General features: G+C 65.6%; 16 protein-coding genes. 6 read left to right on the forward strand and 10 right to left on the reverse strand.

Features of this window, described 5'->3' with window-relative positions; all coding sequences use genetic code 11:
* Position 1: 1 nt before the first annotated feature.
* The 7 genes from P0Y50_15795 to P0Y50_15825 are packed head-to-tail and all read right to left on the reverse strand — an operon-like array spanning position 2 to position 8,643.
* Complete coding sequence (locus tag P0Y50_15795; protein ID WEK39976.1) at positions 2 to 691, reverse strand: response regulator; 690 nt, start codon at positions 689 to 691, stop codon at positions 2 to 4.
* The gene (locus P0Y50_15800) at positions 691 to 3,390 is read right to left on the reverse strand and encodes a sensor histidine kinase KdpD (GenBank protein ID WEK39977.1); all 2,700 of its coding nucleotides are present in this window, start codon (positions 3,388 to 3,390) and stop codon (positions 691 to 693) included. Before P0Y50_15800 ends, P0Y50_15795 begins: the two co-directional genes overlap by 1 nt.
* A complete protein-coding gene (kdpC, locus tag P0Y50_15805) occupies positions 3,391 to 3,969 on the reverse strand; it encodes a K(+)-transporting ATPase subunit C (protein WEK39978.1) in 579 nt (192 codons plus the stop codon). It abuts the gene before it with no gap.
* 10 nt (positions 3,970 to 3,979) lie between these two features.
* Positions 3,980 to 4,711: a TorF family putative porin gene (locus P0Y50_15810; GenBank protein ID WEK39979.1), complete on the reverse strand. Its 732-nt coding sequence runs from the start codon at positions 4,709 to 4,711 to the stop codon at positions 3,980 to 3,982.
* Positions 4,712 to 4,734: 23 nt separating this feature from the next.
* Entirely contained in the window at positions 4,735 to 6,807 is a 2,073-nt protein-coding gene (gene kdpB / locus P0Y50_15815; GenBank protein WEK39980.1) for a potassium-transporting ATPase subunit KdpB, read from the reverse strand.
* An 18-nt stretch (positions 6,808 to 6,825) separates the two neighbouring features.
* Positions 6,826 to 8,535: a potassium-transporting ATPase subunit KdpA gene (gene kdpA / locus P0Y50_15820; protein ID WEK39981.1), complete on the reverse strand. Its 1,710-nt coding sequence runs from the start codon at positions 8,533 to 8,535 to the stop codon at positions 6,826 to 6,828.
* Positions 8,536 to 8,553: 18 nt separating this feature from the next.
* A complete protein-coding gene (locus P0Y50_15825) occupies positions 8,554 to 8,643 on the reverse strand; it encodes a potassium-transporting ATPase subunit F (protein WEK39982.1) in 90 nt (29 codons plus the stop codon).
* 554 nt (positions 8,644 to 9,197) lie between these two features.
* On the opposite strand from P0Y50_15825, the gene P0Y50_15830 reads away from it, so the two are divergent.
* The 5 genes from P0Y50_15830 to P0Y50_15850 all read left to right on the forward strand — a co-directional run bounded on the left by P0Y50_15830 (position 9,198) and on the right by P0Y50_15850 (position 17,482).
* Positions 9,198 to 9,794, forward strand: a complete 597-nt coding sequence (locus tag P0Y50_15830; GenBank protein ID WEK39983.1) for an RNA polymerase sigma factor — start codon at positions 9,198 to 9,200, stop codon at positions 9,792 to 9,794.
* Positions 9,791 to 10,816, forward strand: a complete 1,026-nt coding sequence (locus P0Y50_15835; GenBank protein ID WEK39984.1) for a FecR domain-containing protein — start codon at positions 9,791 to 9,793, stop codon at positions 10,814 to 10,816. The genes P0Y50_15830 and P0Y50_15835 overlap by 4 nt, the downstream gene beginning before the upstream one ends.
* Before the next feature lie 123 nt (positions 10,817 to 10,939).
* Entirely contained in the window at positions 10,940 to 14,503 is a 3,564-nt protein-coding gene (locus P0Y50_15840) for a TonB-dependent receptor (protein WEK39985.1), read from the forward strand.
* Positions 14,504 to 14,728: 225 nt separating this feature from the next.
* The gene (locus P0Y50_15845; GenBank protein WEK39986.1) at positions 14,729 to 15,229 is read left to right on the forward strand and encodes a hypothetical protein; all 501 of its coding nucleotides are present in this window, start codon (positions 14,729 to 14,731) and stop codon (positions 15,227 to 15,229) included.
* A gap of 126 nt (positions 15,230 to 15,355) precedes the next feature.
* Positions 15,356 to 17,482, forward strand: a complete 2,127-nt coding sequence (locus P0Y50_15850; GenBank protein ID WEK39987.1) for a TonB-dependent receptor — start codon at positions 15,356 to 15,358, stop codon at positions 17,480 to 17,482.
* A 98-nt stretch (positions 17,483 to 17,580) separates the two neighbouring features.
* On the opposite strand, the gene P0Y50_15855 is transcribed toward P0Y50_15850, so the two are convergent.
* Positions 17,581 to 18,867, reverse strand: coding sequence for an MFS transporter (locus P0Y50_15855; GenBank protein WEK39988.1), 1,287 nt, complete (start codon positions 18,865 to 18,867; stop codon positions 17,581 to 17,583).
* A 290-nt stretch (positions 18,868 to 19,157) separates the two neighbouring features.
* On the opposite strand from P0Y50_15855, the gene P0Y50_15860 reads away from it, so the two are divergent.
* Positions 19,158 to 20,378: an acyl-CoA dehydrogenase family protein gene (locus tag P0Y50_15860; protein WEK39989.1), complete on the forward strand. Its 1,221-nt coding sequence runs from the start codon at positions 19,158 to 19,160 to the stop codon at positions 20,376 to 20,378.
* A 25-nt stretch (positions 20,379 to 20,403) separates the two neighbouring features.
* On the opposite strand, the gene P0Y50_15865 is transcribed toward P0Y50_15860, so the two are convergent.
* Complete coding sequence (locus P0Y50_15865) at positions 20,404 to 21,537, reverse strand: acyl-CoA dehydrogenase family protein (GenBank protein ID WEK39990.1); 1,134 nt, start codon at positions 21,535 to 21,537, stop codon at positions 20,404 to 20,406.
* Positions 21,537 to 22,955, reverse strand: a complete 1,419-nt coding sequence (locus tag P0Y50_15870; protein ID WEK39991.1) for an aldehyde dehydrogenase family protein — start codon at positions 22,953 to 22,955, stop codon at positions 21,537 to 21,539. Before P0Y50_15870 ends, P0Y50_15865 begins: the two co-directional genes overlap by 1 nt.
* Positions 22,956 to 23,107: the final 152 nt, after the last annotated feature.

Consider the following 23,107-nt stretch of genomic DNA (forward strand, 5'->3'; position numbering starts at 1 on the left):
ACTAACCGACAAACCGATATCCAATGCCCGGCTCTGTAAGGATCAGAGCTGGTTGCGCCGGATCCCTCTCGAGCTTTTGCCTTAACTGCCCCACGACGACGCGCAGATACTGGACATCATCAGCGTGGCCAGCGCCCCAGACGGTCTTCAGGAGTTCGGCGTGACCCAGCAGCTTGCCGGCATTACGAGCCAGATTGGCCAGGACCTCATATTCCTTGGGTCTCAACTTCACCCGTTCGCCGGCGCGGGTGACGATGCGACGATCCAGGTCGATGACGACATCCCCGGCCGCGACCACGCCCCCCAGGACCGGCGTCCTCGCACCCTGGCGCAGGCCGGCGCGGATGCGGGCCAGAAGTTCGCCGACGCCGAACGGCTTTTCCACATAGTCGTTGGCGCCCAGGTCCAGGGCGACGATCTTCTCGGCCTCACGGTCGCGGGCGGACAGGACGATGATCGGTCCCTGATAGAAGTCCCGCGCCCGCGTCAACACGTCCTTGCCGTCCATGTCGGGCAGGCCGAGGTCCAGCACCACCGCGTCGGGGCTCCACAAGGCGATAGCGCGCAGCCCCTCCTGGCCGCTGTCGGCGCGGCGGGGTTGATAGCCGGCGACGTCCAGGGCGTGGCCCAGGAAGCGGTGGATCTGGGGCTCATCGTCGATGACCAGAACCTGGGGGCGAACGGCGGTCATCACAGCAGATCCGGGTGGGTGGCGATGGATTTGGGCAGGCTGATCAGGATGCGCGTGCCAAGCTTGCTCCCATCGGGTCCGTCCTGGATCGGGCTGGCGGCGGCGATACGCCCACGCATGGCTTCAACGAACCCCTTGGCGATGGCCAGACCCAGACCCGCCCCTTGAACCCTTTCGGGCGCGCGGTCGGTGGACTCTTCCATGCGGCGGAACTTGTCAAACACCCGCTCCAGTTCGGCGGTGGGAATGCCGCGCCCCTCGTCCTCTATGGAGATGACGACGGCGCCGCGGTCCTCATAGGCCGCCAGTTCGATGGTCGTGCCGTCGGGGCTGTAGGCGATGGCGTTTTCCATAATGTTGACCAAAGCCTGCTCCAGCAGCCCCGGATCGGCCTCGACCAGGCTGAGGCGAGCCGGAAAATCGCGGGTGATCTGGCGCTGGCCCAGACGGCGCGATACCCGGTCAGCGGCGGCGTTCAGGATGTCGCGCACATCGGTCCAGTCGGTGCGGACGTTCAGACCGCCGCCCTCCAGCCGGGTCATGTCAAGCAGGTCGCCGACATAACGAGACAGCCGTTCGGCCTCCTCGCGGATGCTGAGCAGCAGGTCGTCGCGCACCTCGGGCTTCAGGGTCGCGCCATAGTCGATCAGAGTCGTCGCCGATCCCAGGACAGTGGACAGGGGCGTGCGCAGATCGTGACTGACCGAGTTCATCAGGGCGGCGCGGAAATGGTCGGCGCGGCGCAAGGTCTCGGTCTCTAGCGCCTGACCCGCCAGGTCGGCCCGCTCCAGCGCGACGGCGCCCTGATCCAGCAGGGCCATCGCCAGCCGTTCTTCGTCCGACCCCGCCGCCACGGCCGAGGCGTCGATGCCCGCCACGCCCGCCCGACCGCGCACGCCCTGCAACGGCTGGAAGCGCCAGGAGGTCTGCGGCAGGGTGCCGGTGCCGTGTCCCGTGACCTCGCCGTGGGTCCAGGCCCAGCGGGCGGCGGCCATGGCGTCGGCGGCCAGGGTCACGCCCTCTGGGCTCGCGGCGGTCAGGATCAGGTCGTCGCCCTCGGGCAGCAGCACCACCGCCCCGGCGCCGGCGGCGGCCGAGGCCTGTTCGGACAGGGTGCGGGCCGTGGCGGCGCGGTCCTGGCCCGCCGACAGCGTCTGGCTGGCGGCCAGCAGGGCCGAAACGGCGGCGGCGCGACGCTGGGCCGCCCTGGCCTGTTCGCGCACTCTCCCCGCCAGGGCGCCCGTACCCAGCGCCACGCTCCAGAACAGAACCAGGGTCAGCACATCGGTCGGCGAACCGATCAGGAAGCTGTAGCGCGGCTGAAGAAACAGGAAGTTGTAGGTCAGGAAGGCCAGTGTCGCCGCCGCCAGCGCGGGCCGCAGCCCGTTCAGCACCCCCGCCGCCACCACGGCGGCCAGATAGATGACGCCCAGGTCCACCCGCTCGAACCGCGCATCCAGCACCAGGGCCGCGCCGGTTGCGGCCAGAACGAAAGCCGCGCCCGCCGGATAACCGCGCCAGTCCAGCGCCGCCCGCACGCCCGATTTGATGGCCGGTTCCGGCGCGGCAAGATCGCCCTCGGTCACGACGTGGACGGCGACGCCCTGCGCCTTGCGCAGCAGTTCGGTCGCCAGCGCCCGGCCGGTCCATTCGGCGAACCGACCGCCGCGCGTCTTGCCGATGACGATCTGGGTGACGTTGTTGCGGTGGGCATGGTCCAGAACGGCGCGCACCACGTCGTCGCCGCTGATCGTCACGGGCCGACCGCCCAGCTGTTCCGCCAGTTTAAAGCCTTCGGACAGCCGGCCCGTCGACCGGGCGTCGGTGCGCGAGCCGCTGGGCCGTTCGACGTGGGCCACCGACCATGGGGCGTCCATCATCATGTCGGACATGCGCCGGCCGGTGCGCACCAGTGAGGCGGTCATGGCGTCGCCGCCGACCAGAACCAATACACGTTCGCTCGCCGCCCATGGCCCCGACACGCCCCGCTCACGCAGGTGCGACAGCAACTGGTCGTCCACCGTCTGGGCCGCGCGGCGCAGGGCCAGTTCGCGCAGCGCCGTCAGGTTCTCGATCTTGAAGAAGTTCTCGGCCGCCATCCGCGCCGTCTCGGGCACATAGACCTTGCCCTCGGCCAGACGCGCCCGCAGGTCCTCGGGCGTGATGTCGATGACCTCGATGTCGTCGGCGCCGGTCAGGGCGCTGTCGGGCACCGCCTCGCGCTGGCGCACGCCGGTGATGCGCAGGATGACGTCCGACAGGCTCTCCAGATGCTGGATGTTCAGCGTGGTCCAGACATCGATGCCGGCGTCGCGCAACTCCTCCACGTCCTGCCAGCGTTTGGGATGGCGCGAGCCGGGCGCGTTGGAGTGGGCGTATTCGTCGACCAGCAGCAGTTCCGGCCGCCGCGCCAGGGCGCCGTCGAGATCAAACTCCATCAACGCGCGGTCGCGGTGGTCGATGGGCGCGCGCGGCATGACGTCCAGCCCGCGCAGCAGGCTCATAGTCTCCTTGCGGCCATGGGTCTCGACCACCCCGACCACGACATCCAGACCCTCGGCCTTCCGGCGACGGGCCGCGCGCAGCATCTCATAGGTCTTGCCCACGCCGGGCGACATGCCCAGAAACACCTTCAGCCGCCCGCGCCTGCGGCGCGGAACGGCTGAAGTCGCAGACGTCTCGGGCGCCGGCTCGGGCAATCAGCCCTCCGCCCCGAAGCGGGCGTCCAGTGCGCGGTTGGTCATCAGGACATTGACGTGCGGCTGACCGATGAAACCGAGGAAGGCCCCCTCGATATGGGCGTCGATGATGCTGTGAACCTGCTGCACGGAGACGCCTCTGGCGCGGGCGATCCGCGCGGCCTGAAGCCGAGCGTAGGCCGGAGAGATGTCCGGGTCGAGGCCCGACCCCGAGGTCGTCACCGCATCGGGGGGGATGGCGCCCGGACCATCCTCGGCGCGGATCGCCCTGGCGCTTTCGGCCACGCGCGCGGCCAGGTCAGGGTTCAACGGCCCCAGATTGGAACCGGACGAGGCGGAGGCGTCATAGCTCTTGCCCGCCGCCGAGGGGCGCGGATGCAGATAGGTCGCCCCCACGAACGGCTGACCGACCAGGGCCGAGCCGACGACCCGGCCGCCGGCGTCGCGCACCAGACTGCCGTTCGCCTGATCGGGAAAGGCCAGTTGGGCCACGCCGGTGACGGCCAGCGGATAGGCCAGCCCCAGCAGGAGCGTGAACAGGGCCGTCATGACGAGGGCCGGGCGAAGTTGATTGACCATGATCGTCGCCTCAGAAAGTCGCCTTCAGCGTGGCTGCGGCGCGCGCGCCGTAACCGTCGCCGAAATCGTGTTGGTCGGTGTCGTGATAGCGGAGATCGACCGCCAGATTGTCGGTCAGCTGATAGGCCGCGCCCAGGTTCCAGGTCATATAGTCCAGGTCCGATGACACCCACTGACGCCCGACAGCGCCGGAAACGGTCCATTTGTCGGCGGGGCGGACGGCGCCGTTGACCTCTGCATAGGTCGCCTGATCCTCGGCCGCGCCGAAGAAGTCGGGCGAGTAATAGACGGCGGCGCCCACGGTGGCTGGGCCGATGGCGCGCGAGGCGGCGGCTTTCAGCTCGACATAATCATAGTCCGCGCCATTCGGCTGGCCGGGGTAGAGATAGCCGACCACGCCGAAGTCCAGCGCATAGCCTGCGACCTCGGGGCGATAGCCGGCGTAGAGATCGACCTCGGCGTCCGTCTTGTCGCCGAAATCGACGTTGGACGCCCAGCCGCCAGCGTAGACGCCGTTTCGCGTCAGATCGACGCCGGCGGAAACGGCCGGCTTTTCCCGGGTCTGGCTGACGCCGCGAAAGACGTAGTCGGAGGAGACGGCGACATTAACCGAAACTGTTGGGGCCGACACGGTCTGGGCCTTGGCTTCGCTGCACAGGCCCAGGCCGGCGAGACCGAGAATACAGGCTGCGGCGAACCAGGCGTCATTGCGGCCCGAGGCCTTGGAGAGGGGTTTACGCATGGAGATGTCCTTGGAAGCGCGCATCAGGCCAGGCCGAGCGCGGAAATAAGCAGGTCGATCAGCTTGATGCCGACGAAGGGGGCGATCAGACCGCCGAGGCCGTAGATCAGCAGATTGCGGCCCAGAAGCGCGCCCGCGCCGATGGCCCGGTATTTGACGCCCTTCAGCGCCAGCGGGATCAGGGCCACGATGACCAGGGCGTTGAAGATCACCGCCGACAGGATGGCGCTCTGCGGGCTATGCAGCCGCATCACGTTCAGCGCGCCCAGCGAAGGCAGGGCGACCACGAACATCGCCGGGATGATGGCGAAATATTTCGCCACGTCGTTGGCCACCGAGAAGGTGGTCAGGGCGCCGCGCGTGATCAGCAGTTGCTTGCCGACCTCGACGATCTCGATGACCTTGGTGGGGTCCGAGTCCAGATCGACCATATTGCCGGCCTCGCGCGCGGCCTGGGCGCCGGTCTGCATGGCCACGCCGACGTCGGCCTGAGCGAGCGCAGGCGCGTCGTTGGCGCCGTCGCCGCACATGGCGACCAGACGGCCCTTGGCCTGTTCGGCCTTGATCAGGCGCATCTTGTCCTCGGGCGTCGCCTCGGCGAGGTAATCGTCGACCCCGGCCTCCGACGCGATGGCCGCCGCCGTGACCGGATTGTCGCCCGTGATCATGACGGTGCGCAGACCCATGCGGCGCAGGTCGGCGAAGCGCGCCTTCACGCCCGGTTTGACCACGTCCTTCAGGTGGATGACGCCAACCAGCAAGCCGTTCTGGGTGATGGCCAGAGGCGTGCCGCCCGAGCGGGCGATCCGGTCCACGGCCTGGCGGAATTCGACCGGGGCCGAACTATCGGTCAGCCCCAAATCCTTCAACACCGCGTCGACCGCGCCCTTGCGCCAGCTGTCCTCCCCCACATCCAGGCCCGACTGACGGGTGACGGCGGTGAAGGGAATGGCGATGGCGCCAGCGGGCTGATCGACCGACAGGCCTGCGTTGCGCCCCAGTTCGACGATGGAGCGACCCTCGGGCGTCTCGTCAGCCAGGGACGCCATGACGGCGGCGGCCAGGGCGGCCTCGGGACGGACGCCGGGAACCGGAATCACCTCGGTCGCCATGCGGTTGCCGAAGGTGATGGTGCCGGTCTTGTCGAGCAGCAGGGTGTCGACGTCGCCGGCCGCCTCCACCGCCCGGCCCGAGGTGGCCAGCACATTCACCTTCAGCAACCGATCCATGCCCGCGATGCCGACAGCCGACAGCAGCCCCCCGATCGTGGTCGGGATCAGGGTGATGAACAGGGCGCCCAGCACCATCGGGTCCAGATCGACGCCGGAATAGGCGCCCAGCCCCACCAGGGTCACGACCGCGATCAGAAAGATCAGCGTCAGGCCGGCCAGCAGCACGGCCAGGGCCAGTTCGTTCGGCGTCTTCCGGCGGTCCGCCCCCTCCACCATGGCGATCATGCGGTCCAGAAAGGTCGAGCCGGGCTTTGCGGTGATGCGGACCTTGATCCAGTCCGAGACGACGGTGGTGCCGCCGGTCACGGCCGAACGGTCGCCGCCGCTTTCGCGGATCACCGGGGCGCTCTCGCCGGTGATGGCGGCCTCGTTGACCGAGGCCACGCCCTCGATGATCTCCCCGTCCGAGGCGATCACATCGCCGGCCTCGACCAGGATGATCGACCCGACCTCCAGCTCCGAGGCGTTGGTGGGGACTACGGTTCCTGTCGCCGGATCGACGATCAGCTTGGCCTTGGTGGTGACGCGGGTGGCGCGCAGGCTGTCGGCTGCCGCCTTGCCGCGCCCCTCGGCGATGCTTTCGGCGATGTTGGCGAACAGGACCGTGGCCCACAGCCACAGCGCCAGCTGCACCGCGAAGCCCGCCGACTGTCCGCCCGCGAGCGCCGCCGCCGCCGCCGCCGAGATGGTGGACAGCAGCGCCACGATCCAGGTGGTGAAGATGACCGGGTTCCTGATCAGTTTGACCGGGTTCAGCTTGACGACCGCGTCGCCTACGGCGCGCCCGATCATCTGTCCCGAGAGCCCGCCCGCGAGGGGGGATGAACGGCCGCCCTCGCCAGGGTCTAGAGTGATTTGTGTCATGTCAGGATGTCCGAAGGATCAGGCCCCGGCGACCGCCGCCAGCACCTGGAAGTGCTCGACGATCGGTCCCAGGGCGAGGGCGGGCAGGAACTGCAAACCGCCGAGGATGAGGATCACGCCGATCAACAGGCCGATGAACAGGCCGTTGTCGGTGGGCAGGGTGCCGGGGCTGGGCGCCAGCTTGGGCTTGACGACCAGACTGCCGGCGATGGCCAGGACGGCGACGGCCGGCACGAACCGCCCCAACAGCATGGCCAAGCCCAGTGTCGTGTTCCACCAGGGCGAATTGGCGCTCAGACCCGCAAAGGCCGAGCCGTTGTTCGCCGCCGCCGAAGTGTAGGCGTACAGGATTTCCGAAAGCCCATGCGGCCCCTTGTTCAGCAGACCTCCCAGCGCCGTGGGGAAGACCGCCGCCACGGCCGAGAAGCCCAGCACCGCCAGCGGCAGGATCAACACCGCGATCATGGCGAACTGGATCTCGCGCGCCTCGATCTTCTTGCCCAGATATTCGGGCGTGCGCCCGACCATCAAACCAGCCACGAAGACCGACAGCAGGGCCATGACCACCATGATGGCGATGCCCGAGCCGACGCCGCCGGGCAGAATCTCGCCCAACTGCATCAGGAACATCTGCAAGCCCCCGCCCAGGGGCATGAAGCTGGCGTGCATGGCGTTGACCGAGCCGTTGGAGGCGCCGGTCGTGACCACGGACCAGACGGTCGAGGCCGGGGCGCCGAAGCGCACCTCCTTGCCCTCCATATTGGCCGAGGCGTCCACATGGGCGGCGACCAGCGCGGGGGCCGGTCGCGTCTCGATCACATACATGGCCGCGCTGGCCGCGCTCAGCAGGATCAACGCCGCCGCCGCCAGGGCGCGAATGTCGCGTCCCGCCATCGCCGTCCGGCCGAAGGCGAAGAACGAGGCCCAGCCCATGACGTTGATCGCCACGGCGGTCAGCAGATTGGTGACGGCGTTCGGATTCTCGAATGGATGGGCGCCGTTGGCGTTGAAGACGCCGCCGCCGTTGATGCCGAGCTGTTTGATCGCCACCTGGCTGGCCGCCGGGAACAGCGGCAGGGTCTGCGCCCCGCCCTCCACACCGGTCGCGTGGACATTGGCCGCCAGGCTCTGAACGACGCCGAGACCGGACAGTGTCACGGCCAGGATCAGGGCGGCCGGCAGCAGCACGTAAAGGGTCGTCCGCGTCAGGTCGGCCCAGAAGTTGCCGACGCCCTCGCCGCGATTGGCGACGAAGGCCCGCGCCAGGGCCGCTGCGATGGTCGCGCCTGTCGCCGCCGAAACGAAGTTCTGCACCGTTAGACCGACCATCTGGGTGAAGGTCGACACAGTCGTCTCGCCGCCATAGCTCTGCCAGTTGGTGTTGGTGACGAAGCTGACGGCGGTGTTGAAGGCCAGGTGCGGCGACATGCCCGCAAACCCCTGAGGATTCATCGGCAGAACGCCCTGCAGACGCAGGATCGCATACAGCAGGACGAAGCCCGCCAGATTGAACGCCAGCAGCGCACCGGCATAGCCCAACCAGCCCTGGCTGCGTTTCGGATCGACGCCGGCCGCGCCATAGAAGACGGCCTCCACCGGCTTCAGCACCGGGTCCAGCCAGGTCCGTTCGCCGTTCCAGACGCGCGACATATAGATGCCGATGGGCCAGCCGAGCATTACGGCCAACCCAAGGGTCAGGGCGATCTCGCCCCATCCTTGAATATTCATGGATTTCGTTCCGGTTTCTCAGAACCGCTCGGGCCGCAGCAACGCCGCGACCATGTAGACAGCGACGACCAGCGCCCCCGCCCCCCAGAGCATGGCGATCATCGTCACACCCGTTTCAATGCTGCGGCCAGCAGGGCGAAGACAGCGAACGCCCCCGCACCCACGCCCAGAAAGATTACATCGGCCAACCCGGCCTCCTCGCTTTACTTGGAGCGGAAGAACACCATCAGGCGGCATAATGGCGCGATGCGAGTCTTGGGCCCGCGCCTAAAGAATAAATAAAAGCTTGGCTGGCGCGTGGATCGAGATGCATGATCGACGGAGGGTCGCATGGCCCTTACTTGCCACGATGCGCCAATCGGCCGTTGAAGGCTGCAAGCAATGCACTGACCAGGCGCTGAGAGGGCAGAGCACGCCCGGTCGTTCGCACGCCTGTCAGGGCGCCTCCGCATCATCACTGCAATCCTCTCGACCGCTTTCTCCTGCGGACAGATCGAAACGCCACACAGGTTCAGTCGTGAATTTTTTGTGTCGCCGCCCCGTTGGCGAGGTTTGAAGCCCGGCGGTCTTCCGGGTGCGATTGCGCCCAGCCGTACAATGTTGCAGAGGCGGTCAGGGCCAGATCGCCAGGGCCAAATCGCCAAGGGGCAGTCGAGGCGAGCATGGACAGCGACAGCATATCCTTGGAAGGGCCGCTCGGCAGACCAGACGCCGCAGCCCGGACGCGCCAGCGCGCCCTCGACAAGATCGCCGCAGACCATGGCGACGATCTGCGGCGATTTCTTCACAAGCGCGTCGCTGACCCTTCCGACCTCGACGAGGTCATTCAGGAGTCCTTCCTTCGGCTTTCGCGATACGGAGCCGTTGCGGACCTGCAGAACCCGCGCGCCTTTCTGTTCCGCGTCGCCGAGAACCTCGTGCGGGATCGCCGCCGCCGCAACCGTGCGAGGCATGCGGAACACCATGAGACGCTGGACGACCAGGCGCTCTACGATCCCTCACCGGACGCCTGCACCGTCCTGCAGCACCGCGACGCCCTGGCGCGGGTGAAGATCGCCATCGCCGCACTGGATGAGCCGGGCCGGACGGCCTTCATCCTCAGTCGTTATCACGAGATGAGTTACGGCGAGATCGCTGTTTACATGAAGGTTTCTGTCAAGACGGTGGAAAAATACATATCAGCGGCCTTGGCCGCTCTACGCCAGGCCGTAGGGTCCGATCGTCCCGATGCGTCTTTAAGCACGGAGACCAGACGATGACGGATCACCGCTTTGCGCCCCGCCCCGAAGAAAAGACCGCACAGGACGCCGCCGCCTGGTTCGTGCGCCTGCGGGCGGTTGACGGCCGCAAGGACCGGCCCGCTTTCGCGCGCTGGCGCCTGACGGATCAGAAACACGCCCGAACCTATCGCGAGATCGAGGACGTCTGGTCTCTGGCTGGAGAAGCGGCGCAAGACGCCGATATCGCTGCGCTGATCGAGCAGACCCGCCCCCGCCGGCAAAAGCTCGCGGATAGACGTCGGCTTGAGACGGGCCGCTGGACCCGACGTGCGGCATGTATGGCGGCGGCCATCGCGCTGATCGGCGCCATGACGGCGTTGCTGACCTCAAACGCCCCCTTCCCTGTCCTGGGCCACATCACCCCAACCCTCTATCAGACAGCAGTGGGCGAGCAGAAGGACGTGACCCTGGCCGATGGATCGGTGATCCATCTGGACACGGCGTCACAGGTGGCGGTCGCATTGGATTCTCAGAGACGCGATGTCCGACTGATGGCTGGCCGGGCCCGGTTCACGGTCGCTCATGATGCGCAGCGGCCCTTCGTGGTGCGGGCTGACGACGCCGGGGTCACGGCCTTGGGCACGGTGTTCGATGTTCAGCGTTCCGCGGCGGGCGTGGATGTGGCGCTGCTTCAGGGCAAGGTCGAGGTGCGTCGCCAACAGATCGACCCCAAGGCCGGCTATGTGCGCCTGACGCCGCGTCAGGGCGTGCGCATAGCGCCCAATGGCGGCGCGCTTCAGGTGCGCGCGCTGGCCGGCGATGAATGGGGCTGGACCCAAGGCCGCCTGGTCTTCTCTGGCGCGCCCCTTTCTGAGGTGGCCTCTGCGATCAACCGGTACTCCGACCGCAAGATCATCATCGCTCCGAGCGAGGACAAGCATCGGTTCCGCGGGGAATTCAAGGCCGGCGATATAGACGGAGCCGCACTTGTTCTTTCGACTCTGTACGGATTCAAGACGATCAAGAACGCGAACGGCGATGTTCAATTGATGGAAAAGTAGTCCGTATTCGGATCGGACGCAAAAACTTCACGTCATACTTCATAGGGGAGCGCCCCTCGCCTGCGTCTTTTTGAGTCAGGGCCTTTCAGGCTTTGATTAGACTTGACCAGGGGGACTTTCCGAGTGCTGAAGAATAAAAACCGCATCCGTGCCTTGTTGGGGGCGACGGCTCTGTCCTTGACCGGCGGCGCCGTTGTGATCGCGATGGCCGCGCCGACGGCGGCCTATGCCCAGGCGACGCGAACCTATGCCATCCAGGCTCAGCCGCTGAGTTCGGCGCTTCAAGCCTTCGCGCAGCAATCCGGCCTGCAGGTCGCCGTCGACGACAATGAGATCGCCGGGCTGCGGGCCACCGCCGTGCGCGGCGCCATGACACCCGATGCCGCGCTGCGTCGCCTGGTGGGCCAGGGCGCGACCTATCGAATGGCCGGCGCCGTCGTGGTCGTGAACCGTCGCGCCCCGTCATCCGATACGCCCGTGGCGCGCCGCCGAGTCGTGACGCCAGTCGCCTTGACGTCGCCGCAGCAGGTCAATCCGAACGCCACGGCTCTGCAGGACATCGTGGTCACCGCCCGGCGGATGGAGGAGCGGATCATCGACGTGCCGGTCGCCGTCTCGGCCTTCACGGCCGAACAGTTGGACGAGCGCAAGATCGAGGGCGGGTCGGAACTGCTGCGCGTTATTCCGAACGTCAACTTCTCCAAGGACAATTTCACCGGCTACAACTTCTCGATCCGGGGTATCGGCGCCAAGGTGCTGGCCACGACCGCCGATCCGGGCGTGGCAATCAGCTTCAATAACACCACCCTGCTCCGGAACCGGCTGTTCGAGCAGGAGTATTTCGACGTCCAGCGTCTGGAGGTTCTGCGCGGGCCACAGGGCACTCTGTACGGCCGCAACGCCACCGCGGGCGTGGTCAACATGCTGCCCAACCTGCCGAAACTGAGCGACTTCGCCATGGACATGCAGTGGGAGGTCGGCAACCACGACAGCCGCCGCGCCAAGGGGATGATCAACATCCCGATCGGCGACACCCTGGCGGTGCGTTTCGCGGCGGCGGCGACCCAGCGCGACGGTTTCGACTTCAATACGGTGACGGACAAGAACGTCAACGGCCGCGACCTGTGGGGGGCGCGCCTGGGCGTGCTGTGGCAACCGACCGAGAATTTTCGCGCCAACTTCCTGTGGGAGCGGTTCCGCGAAGAAGACGACCGCGCCCGCACCGGCAAGATGCTGTGCACGCGGGGTGAAACTCCGAAGACTCTGGATTGGAGGGCGCCGGACGGGACGGCACAGACCTCGAACATCTTTTCCTACTGGACCAGCACGAGCATCACGCCGGCCTGCACGCCATCGTCCCTCTATGCCGACGAGGCCTATGGCGTGCCGGATGGTCGTGGTTTTCCGCTGACGGCCGCCGTCATCAACTTCACCGGCGTGTTCGAGAACCCGACCTGGACCGGTAGTGGCTTTCCGCCGACGGACTGGGGCAACTCCGCGCGCAACGGCTGGGACGGCACCTATCTGCTACCTCTGTTTGTCGATCCCTTCGGCGTGGAGGGCAATCGTCAGTCAGCGAATCTGCGCACCATATCGACGGGCTATGACCCGAAGTTCAAGGCTGAGAACGACGTCTTCCAAATGAACCTGGAATGGGACCTGACGCCGAGCCTGACCCTCTATTCCCAGACCCTCTATATGGAAGACTCCTACTCCGGCTTCCAGGATTTCTTCCGGACCTACGCCACAGGCCAGATGTATCGTTATGAGACGCCGGGCATGGTCAATGGCCTGCCGCGCACCGTCGCCCCAGAATGGGCGCCCTGGATCGGCGCGTCCAGCCCGAACGTGGGAACCGTCTATTCGATGGCCTGGTCTGGCCAGGGGGTCTGCGGTCCCCTGCCGAATTGCGGCATCCCTTCGGGCGGGATCTTTCTCGATCCGCAACTAGGCGCCACCGACCGCTTCATGGCTCTGGACCTCAGCCAGGCCAAAAGCACCCAGTGGTCGCAGGAATTCCGTCTGCAATCGGATTGGGATGGCCCCTTCAACTTCAACCTCGGGGCCAACTGGCTGAAGTACAAGACGGAAGAGAACTACTGGGTATTCTCGAACATCTTCTCCATGATGGCGGTGCAGCAGAATGGTGATAATCATGTCAACTCGGGCAACTTTGATCGCTACTGCAACCTGACGGCCCAGGGTCAGGCGGGGGTCGCGGGCGGGACGTTGGACCCGCACACCTGCGCCTATATCGACAACACACCTCTGGCCGACATCATCGCCGGCAAGGGCGGCGACGGTCACAACTACATCCGCAACATCAGCATCAGCGAGACCGAGTCCTGGGCGGTGTTCGGCGAAGGCTACTGGACCGTCCGCGACGATCTGAGGCTGACCCTGGGCCTGCGCTACACCGACGACGCCAAGACCATCACCCCGGTGCCGTCGCAGCTCCTGGCCTCCACCCCCCACCTGTACAAGCCGGACGCGACCGGTCTGGTGGGCCGGGGTTATCCTCGATATCCGAGCGAAGAGATGCACTGGGGCGAATGGACCGGCCGAGCCGCCATCGACTGGCGTCCGGACCTGTCGTTCACCAACGACACCCTGATCTACGCCTCCTATTCTCGGGGCTATAAGGGCGGCGGAGGCAATCCGCGTGATCGGGATTACAACCCCAATCTGGTCAATGTCGCGGAACTGCCGTCGCGCTATGATCCTGAGTTCGTCAATGCCTATGAGATCGGCATGAAGAACAGTCTGATGAGCGGCCAGCTGGTCTTCAACGCCACCGGCTTCTTCTATGACTACAGTGACTATCAGGTCGCGCAGTTGATGGAGCGTCAGATTCATAATGAGAATTTCGACGCCCGCATCTGGGGCGCGGAATTCGAAACGGCCTGGCGGCCGACTCGCAACTTCCGGCTCGATGCGACTCTGGGCCTTTTGCGCACTCGCATCGGCGACGGCGAGGAATCCGTGGATGTCATGAACCGCACCCAGGGCAATCCCGACTGGGTGGTGCTGAAGCCCTGGCCCGGCAGCCCCTCGACCTGCATTGTTCCGGCCGAATTCTTGGGACGGAGCATAGAGAGCAGAGACTACGTTGTTAGGCGAGGGGTTAAGACCCCGAATATGCAGGGCAGCATCCTGATGCGATCCGTCTGTCCGGCCCGAGAGTATCAGGGCACCTGGATTCCGGGTTCCGGTTCGAAGTTCAACTACGCTGACAACTTCAGGGACCCCTGGCAGGCTCAGTATCCGATCTCGTACGACCCACGAAAGGCGCCCAACGGCGGGCGCGGCTTCTCCGCCGACCTGCCGGGCAATGAACTTCCCAACGCCCCGCGCTGGACCTTCAACGTCGGCGCCCAGTACCGGTTCGAACTGCCGGCCGGATGGGACCTGATGGTGCGCGGCGACTATTACCGCCAGTCCGACAGCTGGATGCGGGTCTATAATCTGGAACCCTATGACCGGCTGAAGGGCTGGGGCAACGCCAACCTGTCGGTGACCCTGAGCAATACCGCCGCCGATTTCGTGGTCCAGGCCTATGTCAAGAACGTCTTCGACGACACGCCGTTGACCGATGGCTTCACCGGGCCGGACGACATGGGCAACGCCACCAACGTCTTCACGCTTGATCCCCGCATCATCGGAGCGTCAATCAGAAAATCTTTCTGAAAGAATCAAAGCTTGAATAAAAAGTGCACCGACCTGATTTCTCAGGCCGGTGCATAGCTTTGCAAAAAACAACGTACATAATAAAATCTCACATTTACTTAAAATCGAATCCTGATTGTCACGATCAACATTTAGGGTTGTCCTGTCGCCGCTTGGCGATGGAGCTCCTGCTGAAAAACTGCGCTTTCTAATCAACCTCACACAAGGAATTAGACTATGAATCGCATGTCCAAAATGGCTTCGGCCGCTGTCGCTTCTTTCATCCTGGTCACGGGCGCCTCCGCCGCCTCGGCCGCATCGTTCAACCAACCCGCCGGCACGGCCGTCACCGCTCGTGGCCAGTTGATCCAGTACGTCAATGTTCCGGGCGTCGTCGAAACGACCTGCAATGTGGCGATCCACGGCGTTGTGGACGCGAACGGCTCGACCATCACCTTCAACAGCTATGAAGGCGCCAAGGCGGCAGGCAACCCCGGCAACCTGGCCTGCGACGAATCGCTGACTTTCCCGATCGTCGCTACGCCTTCGGCTGGCCAGATCAGCCTGGACGTGTTCGAGGTCGGCACGCGCGGCGGCCCTTGCATTGAAGAAGACTATGCGCTGAGCTATTCGGGCAACACGGCTAACTTCAATGGCCAATACTTCGGCAATCCGCCCATCTGCCGCGCCTCGGGCAGCTTGGCCCTGACGACCGACGTCGGCAACAACCCGGTGCTGATCCAGTAGGATCAACGTCGGTCTGGAGCAAGGCGCGCGCCCCCCGTCGCGCCTTGCTCTTTCTATTTCACCGTCACGCCGATGCGATGAAGTCGCGTCAGGATGGGCGGGCGCAGTTTCGAGGGGATGTTCGCCTTGGCTGGCCTAGTTCTCGCCCTAGCCGTGTCCGCCGTCGCGCCTCAGCAGGCCGCGCCGTCCGACGCGGCCCCGCCCGTGGTTTTGGAGGATGTCGAGGTTCAAGGTCGGCGCGGCGCGGCGCGGGTGGACCCCGAGATCGAACTGGACGGCGCCCAGATCGACGCCTTGGGCGCCAATGACATCGGCGAGGCTGTCCGGCGCCTCGCGGAAGACTACGCCTTGGGCGACGCCCCCATGATCGTCGTCAACGGCAAGCGGATGGCCGATCCCGACGTCTTCTCCGGCTTCCCTCCCGACGCCCTGGTGTGTCTGGAGGTCCTGCCACCCCAGGCCGGGGCGCTGTATGGGTCCGCCGATCCCTCACGCCGAGTGGTGAATATCGTCCTGCAGCGCCGGTTCCACAGCCGGGATGGCCGCGCCAGCCTGCGTCGACCGACCGCCGGTGGAATGAGCGACGCCGACCTTGAGCTGCGCCAATCCTCCATTTTGGATGCGCGAACGCGCCAGTTGGGCCTTCAGATCGGCATCGATACGGCCCTGCGCGCCGGAGAGCGCGATCAGGACCGAAACGCTGAGCCAGGCGCCGACGCCGTGACCCTGCGCGCGCCATCCAAGTCTGTCGGCGTTCGAATGGCCCAGACCGGTGAGATCGGCGATTGGTCCGCCAGCCTAAGAGCCGACGCCCGCGCCCAGGAGACACGCTCCGTCACCCTCACGGACGGCCAGGCGACCGAAAATCGGCGACGCTCGCAAAGCCTGAACCTAACCGCTGGACTGAACGGCGAGGCCGTCGGCTGGTCGATCCAAACTGCCCTGAGCGGCCTTTTTTCGCACAACGACCAGTCGGGACCATCGCCATCCGACGCCAACCAGCAGGCGGCTTCGGCCAGCGTAACGCTGAACCGCACCCTGTTCGACATGGCGGCCGGTCCCGTCGCCCTCAGCCTGTCGGCGCGCGCGTCGCGATCCCGCTCGGCGTCCGAACGCTTGGGGCGCCGCCAGACGTTTTCCGGGCGAGCCGAGGATCTAGGCGGCAGTCTGTCCGTCCCCCTGCTGCGGCGCCGACCGGGCGCGGGCGCGCTCGGCGCCCTGGGCGACCTGGCCGTGACGCTGGGCGCCAATGCGAACACGACAGACGCAGGTCGGGGCGATGGCGCAAGCATCGGCCTGACCTGGAGCCCGCTTCCCAAGCTAAGAGTCAATGCAGACCGATCGAGCGCGAACCAGAGCCTGCCAGATCAGCAGAGGTTCGACCCGGAATACTATGGCGAGCCCATAAGGGTCTTTGATTTCCGTACGGGTGAAGCGGTGGAGGTCTTGCCGATCCTTGGCGGCAATCCCGACCTGCGCCCGCCCAGTTCGGACCGGATCGCCCTGTCGGTCTCCGCTGGCCCGTTCACGGCCTGGGCGTTGCAAGGCGCCGTGAACTTTCAAAGAAGCGAGGCTGTCGACGGGGTCGGCGCCCTGCCCGATCCGACGCCTGAAGTGGAGGCCGCCTTTCCCGGCCGCTTCCAGCGCGACGCCGACGGCCGACTGGTCAGCATCGACCGGCGACCGATCAATTTCGCCTCCGCGATGACCGAGACCGTGGCGACCAATTTCAGCGCGGCCTTTCCCCTGGGCGCGAAGAGAGCCGGACGGCCGGGCGTTATTCGCGTGACGATCAATCACAACTGGGAGATCGCAAGCGCCGCAACCATCCACGAGGGCCTGCCGAAGATGGATCGGCTCGCGGGCGACGGCGGTGGCGCGCCACGCCATGCTGTGAGCGCCGCAATCGACGTTCAGCAAGGGCGATGGCGCGCGAACGCCGCTGGGCGCTGGAGAGACGGCTATCGCATCCGACGTGACAGCGGACAGGACGGCCCGGACGACCTGAGGATGAACGCCTTCACCACTTTCGATCTAAAGCTCAACTATCAGTTCGAACGCAATCCGCCGGCGCAAGGTCAAGACGCCGGACGCAGGGGTCGGGGTCTGCAGATGGAGCTGATGGTCGCCAATATCTTTGATGCCCGACCGACCGCGCGCCTCGGCGACGGCCGGTCCGCGCCTGGATTTGGACGAGACGATCAGGACCCCATCGGGCGAACCCTATCCATCAGCCTGAAACAGCGGTTTTAGGCATAGGGCTCCATAGCCGGTAAGGCACTGCCGCGCCGAGGGCTATGGCGGGCTGGTGAACTTATCCTCCCGCTTGGGCGCCTCCACGCTCATGCCCTTCAGCCCGCCGTCGCCGGGCGCAAGTCGGGGTGTTGCGGCGCGGCTGCAAAGGTTCGTCCCGTCGCGATGGCGCGGCTTACGATCAGGAACAGCGGAACCGCCGAGAAGGCGATCCCTGCCCAGATATAGAGCGCTGAGGAATAGCCCCCGGTTATATCGCGCGCGATGCTGAACAGGACCGGCCCCGCCCCCGTGCCCAGATAGAGCATGGCATGGCCGACGATGCCAAAGATGCTGCTGAAGGCGCGACGTCCGAAAAGCTTGGCGGTGATGTAGGCGACGCAGTCCGCCTCCGCCCCCATCGTCAGTCCGAAGATCGGTATGGCGATCAGCATATATTGGGTCGATGTCAGCCCCAGAAGCGCAAAAGCGCCGGTCTGTATGATGACAGCGCCGACCATGAATAGCCCCGCATTCAACTGGAAGTGGTCGATCGCCACCCCGGTCAGGAAACGACCGGCCATCGTCGATACCCCCAACAGACCCAGGGCCGTCGCGGCCTCTGTGCGGCTGATCCCTTCGCTGGTTAAATAGGGGATCAGATTCACCGCCATGCCGCCCGCGCACAGGCCGTACAGGACCGTTCCGGCCGCCAGCACCCAGAAGACGGGAAGCCGAACAGCCGTCTTCAAGGTATGGCCGACCTGATCCAGAACGCGGCCAGACACACCCCCCGAAGCCCGAACCTTAAGCCAGAACCAAGCCGCCGGCAGAACCAGAAGCGGCGCGATCCCGGCCAACAGAAAGGCCGTACGCCAGCCTTGGTCATCCATCACAGCCTGCATGAGCCGCGGCCCGAACCCGGCGCTCAGCCCGATGCCGCAGGACATGAGGCCAAAGGCCGTGGCCATGCCGCGGTTGAACAGGCCGGCGATAATCCGACCATAGGTGATAGCGCTCGTACCCACGGACGCCACGCCGATTGAAAAACCGGACAGGTAGAGCAAGGGCAGGATTGGCGGCAGAAAACTGGTCGCGAACAAGACCAGGGCCAGCAGCGACAGACCGCCCATCGCCACCTGACGCGGCCCGAACCGATCCGACAGGACGCCAATGAATGGCGCGGAAATCACCGCGCCCGCCGCATGAGCGAGCGCCCAGCCGACCACCTGGGTTTCACTCCAGTTCATCTCGGCGGCGATGGGGCTGATAAAGGCGCCGATCGAATAGACAGGCAGAACCCCCACGCCCATGCCCAGAACAATGGCGACCATCGCGCGCCATGACCGGCGCAACTCCGGAACGATGCCGACAGAGGCCTCGGTCGTCGCTTCGGGATCGCGCATGCAGCCACTCCTCAATCAACTCGGCGACGATATTTGATTGTATGATTGATTACATTGGGCGGCCCGCTTGACAAGCGGTGCGCATAACCCGCATCGCCGTTGATAGGCCGGTACCCACGGACCAGTTTTCGCTGATCGAACAGGACCGAGACAGGATGACCCGCTGAGCGTTTTTGACGATTGCCGGAAACTTTCGGCAAGTAGCCGCAGCCTTGCGATAAGTTCAGACTTAATTTAATTGTCTGATTAATTTCAACCGTTCTAATCAAGTGATAACGACAGGACCCACTATGGATCTGAACTGGTCAGACGCCGATCTCGAGTTTCGCGACGAGGTCCGGGCTTTTTTCGCAGAGAACCTGACGGACGACATTCGAGACGCGGGACGATTGATGACCAGCGTCTACGCCCAGCACGACGTCGCAATGAAATGGCAGACCATTCTGCACGCCAAGGGCTGGGTGGCCCCTGCATGGCCGGTCGAGAACGGCGGCTGCGGCTGGACAGTGCTGCAACGTTACATCTTCACGCGTGAACGCGTCGCCGCCGGCGCTCCGCCAGTGTCGCCCATGGGTGTTCAGATGTGTGGCCCAGCCCTGATCGGCTACGGCTCGGACGAACAGAAGGCCCATTTCCTGCCGCGCATGCTCAGCGGCGAGCATTTCTGGTGCCAGGGCTATTCCGAACCGGAGGCGGGCTCGGACCTCGCTTCGTTGCAGATGGAGGCCCTGGACGATGGGGATGATCTGATCTGCACCGGAACCAAGATCTGGACCACCCACGCCGACGAGGCGAACTGGATCTTCTGTCTGGTTCGCACATCCAAGGAGGATCGCCCGCAGAAGGGCATCACCTTTATCCTGATCGACATGACCACGCCCGGCATTTCGGTTCGCCCGATCGTCGCCCCCTCGGGCGAGCATATCCAGAACCAGGTGTTCTTCGATCAGGTCCGCGTCCCCAAGACCCAGGTCGTCGGGCGGATCGGCGAGGGATGGACCGTCGCCAAATACCTGCTGGAGTTTGAGCGCGGCGGCGTGGCCTATGCGCCGGAACTGCAGGAGCGGCTGGACCGCGTCGAGGCCTATGCGCGCCAAAGCCCTTGCGGGGGTTCCATGCTGGCCGAAACGCCCGGCTTCGCCCGCAAGCTGGCCGAGACCCGCGCCCGGCTGGCCGTGCTTGAGGTGTTCGAGTTCCGTGTCATGTCCGGCGCGACCGACGCCGCCTTGGCCGCCGCCGGTCCCTCGGCGATGAAGGTTCTCGGCACAGAGTTGAGCCAGCGCATAACCGAACTGGCGCTGGAAGCCGCCGGCGACTGGGGTCGCGCCTATCAGCCCGAGGCGGGTCGACCCGGCGGCGCGCCCCGACTGCCGCACGCTTCGGGCGTCGCGGGACCGATGTTCCCGGCGCTGGCCGGCATCCACTATCTGAACGACCGGGCGGGCTCCATCTATGCGGGCTCGAACGAGATTCAGCGCAACATCATCGCCAAGGCGGCATTGGGGCTCTGACTGGAGGGGGCCGACGTCCGGACGATCAAGCCGCCCGGACGTCGAGTTCTATGGTGCGGTCGAGGTGATGATCGCGCGTGCCCAACTGCGTCTCGATCATCGCCGCGCGCTTGAAGTAACGCGTCACCTCGGTTTCCAGGCTCATGCCGAGCCCGCCATGCAGTTGTACGGCGTTCTGGCTGATGAACCGGCATGCGTCGCTGACCGCGACCTTGGCTGCCGAAACCGCCAAGGTCCGCTCGCGATCCGGCTTGTCGAGACTGAGCGTTGCGAGAACCGCCGCCGAGCGGGCCAGTTCGAACTGGATGAACATGTCCGCCATCCGGTGCTGCAAGGCCTGGAACCGTCCGATCGCCTGGCCGAACTGACGCCGCTCCTTGGCGAAGGCGACGGTGTCGTCCAGCATGCGACGCAGCACGCCGACCGCTTCGGCGCACAGGGCCGCCGTGGCTTCGTCCAGAACCAGCGCGATCAAAGGTCCCGCCTCATGCTCGACGCCGATCAGGCTGTCTGTCGATAGGCTCACCCCGTCCAGCACAACCTCGGCCGCCCAGCGCTCGTCCAGCGTCGCAACGTCGCGCAGGATCAGACCGGGCGTATCCCGCTCGACCAGAAACAATGACAGACCGTTGGCCTGACCGTCGTCGCCTCGCGTGCGGGCCGCGACAATCAGCGACTGGGCCGACGCGCCCGGCGTCACCAGACCCTTGCCGCCGGTCAGAAGCCAACCGTCGCCGTCGCGTTCGGCGCGCGTGGCGCAGAAGCGCCAGTCGGCACGGCCCGCCGGTTCGGTCAGGGCCGGAGCAACAATGGCCGCCCCTTCCCCAATCGCTTGCGCCAGGGCGCGCGCCCGAGGCTGGTCGCAGCGGCGCAGCAAACCCGCCGCCGTCACCACAGTCTCCAGATAGGGTTCGGTCAGCAGGGCTTCGCCGAACGCCTCCATCACCACCATGACGTCAGCCGCCTCGCCGCCGAGACCGCCGAGGTCTTCGGGCAGGGCCAGGGCCAGTACGCCCAGCGCCTCGCCCATATCACGCCACACCGCCGTCGGCCCCGGCGCGCCTGGCGCCTCCGCCATGCCGCTGGCCGACAGGCGCGCCAGGAAGGTGCGCACGCTATCGGCCAGTTGGGTCTGGGTTTCGCTGAGCGTGAGGTCCATCAGACAGTCTTTGGAATGAAGATCGCCTTCGGCACGGTGAACTCCAGCAGACCAGCCAGGCCGTTTTCAACGCCGAAGCCCGATTGCTTGTGACCGGCCAGAGGCGTGAAGGGCGTGGACTGCAGGTTCTGGTTGATCCAGACCGTGCCGGTCTCAAGCCGATGGGCGATCTCTACCGCCTTGTCGATGTCCTTGGACCAGACGGCGCCGGCCAGACCGTAGTCACTGTCATTGGCCCGCTCGATCACCTCGTCGATTGAGCTGAAACGCAGCAGCGGCAGGATGGGACCGAAGGCCTCCTCGACCACGACGCGCGCGTCGTCAGGCGGATTGTCGACCAGGGTCAACGGAATGAAATAGCCGGCGTTGGGGACCGAGCCGCCTTCAAGAACCGTATAGCCGTTCTTGCGGCTGTCTTCGATCAGGTCCTGGACCCGGCGGAACTGCGGCGCATTCTGCACCGGCCCGATGACCATCCCGTCCTTCGAGCCCTCGCCCACGGGAATGGTCTGGGCGATCTGATGCAGCTTGTCGCGCAGGGCGTCATAGATGTCTTCGTGAATATAGAGCCGCTTGGTCGCCACGCAGATCTGGGCCGTGTTCCAGAAGGCGCCCATGAACAACTGCATGGCCACCTCGTCCAGATCGACGTCAGGCAGGACGATGGCCGCGTCGTTGCCGCCCAGCTCCAGCGTAATGCGCTTGAGGTCCTTGGCCGCCGATTCCATCACGCGTCGGCCGGTCGCGGTCGAGCCAGTGAAGGAAATCTTGTGGAAGCCGGGGTGTGACGTCATCCACGGGCCCAACTCATCGCCGCCGGCGATGATGTTGAGCACCCCCTTGGGGAAGACATCGAGCAGGATTTCGCCAAGCTTCAGCGTCGTCAAGGGGGTGAAGGGCGAGGGTTTCAGCACCACCGTATTGCCCGCCATCAGCGAGGGACCGATCTTCCAGGTCGCCAGCAGGAAAGGGAAGTTCCACGGAACGATGGCGCAGACCACGCCCAGGGGCTCATGGTGGACTTCGACGCGGCGGCGCTTGCTGTCCTCGGTCACTTCGATCGGGATATCCAGTTTGGCCGTCGCGCGGAACCAGCCGGCGCCGCCCAGCACTTCTTCGCGCGCCATGGCCAGGGGACGCCCCTGCTCGCGCATGAACAGGGCGCCGAGTTCGTCGGCGTTCGCCTCGATCGCTTCGGCGGCCTTGACCAACAGGGCTTTGCGCTCTTCCAGCGGCACAGCGCGCCACGACTGCTGCGCCAAAGTGGCTGCGGCCACCGCGCGGTCCAGATCGGCCGCCGTCGCCGCAGGCGCCTTGGCGAAGACTTCGCCGGTCGCCGGGTTGACGACGTCGAACGTCGCCTCGGCGGGCACGGCCTCGCCGTCGATTGTCATCCGATAGTCGTTAGCGAAATCCATGACGCTTCCTCACCCGTGATCTGGGCGCCGAAGGCTGTTCATTCAGCCTGTTCCGGCGGATTGGTCCGAAAGATATCGCAGGCCCGAACACATATCTAGTCGATTGATTGAAATTACGGCAGAGGCGTAGAGGGGTGAGCTTTCGCCCAGCG

Origin of the sequence: Candidatus Brevundimonas colombiensis, from assembly GCA_029202665.1 — a bacterium.
In the GTDB taxonomy this organism is placed as follows: Bacteria; Pseudomonadota; Alphaproteobacteria; order Caulobacterales; family Caulobacteraceae; genus Brevundimonas; species Brevundimonas colombiensis.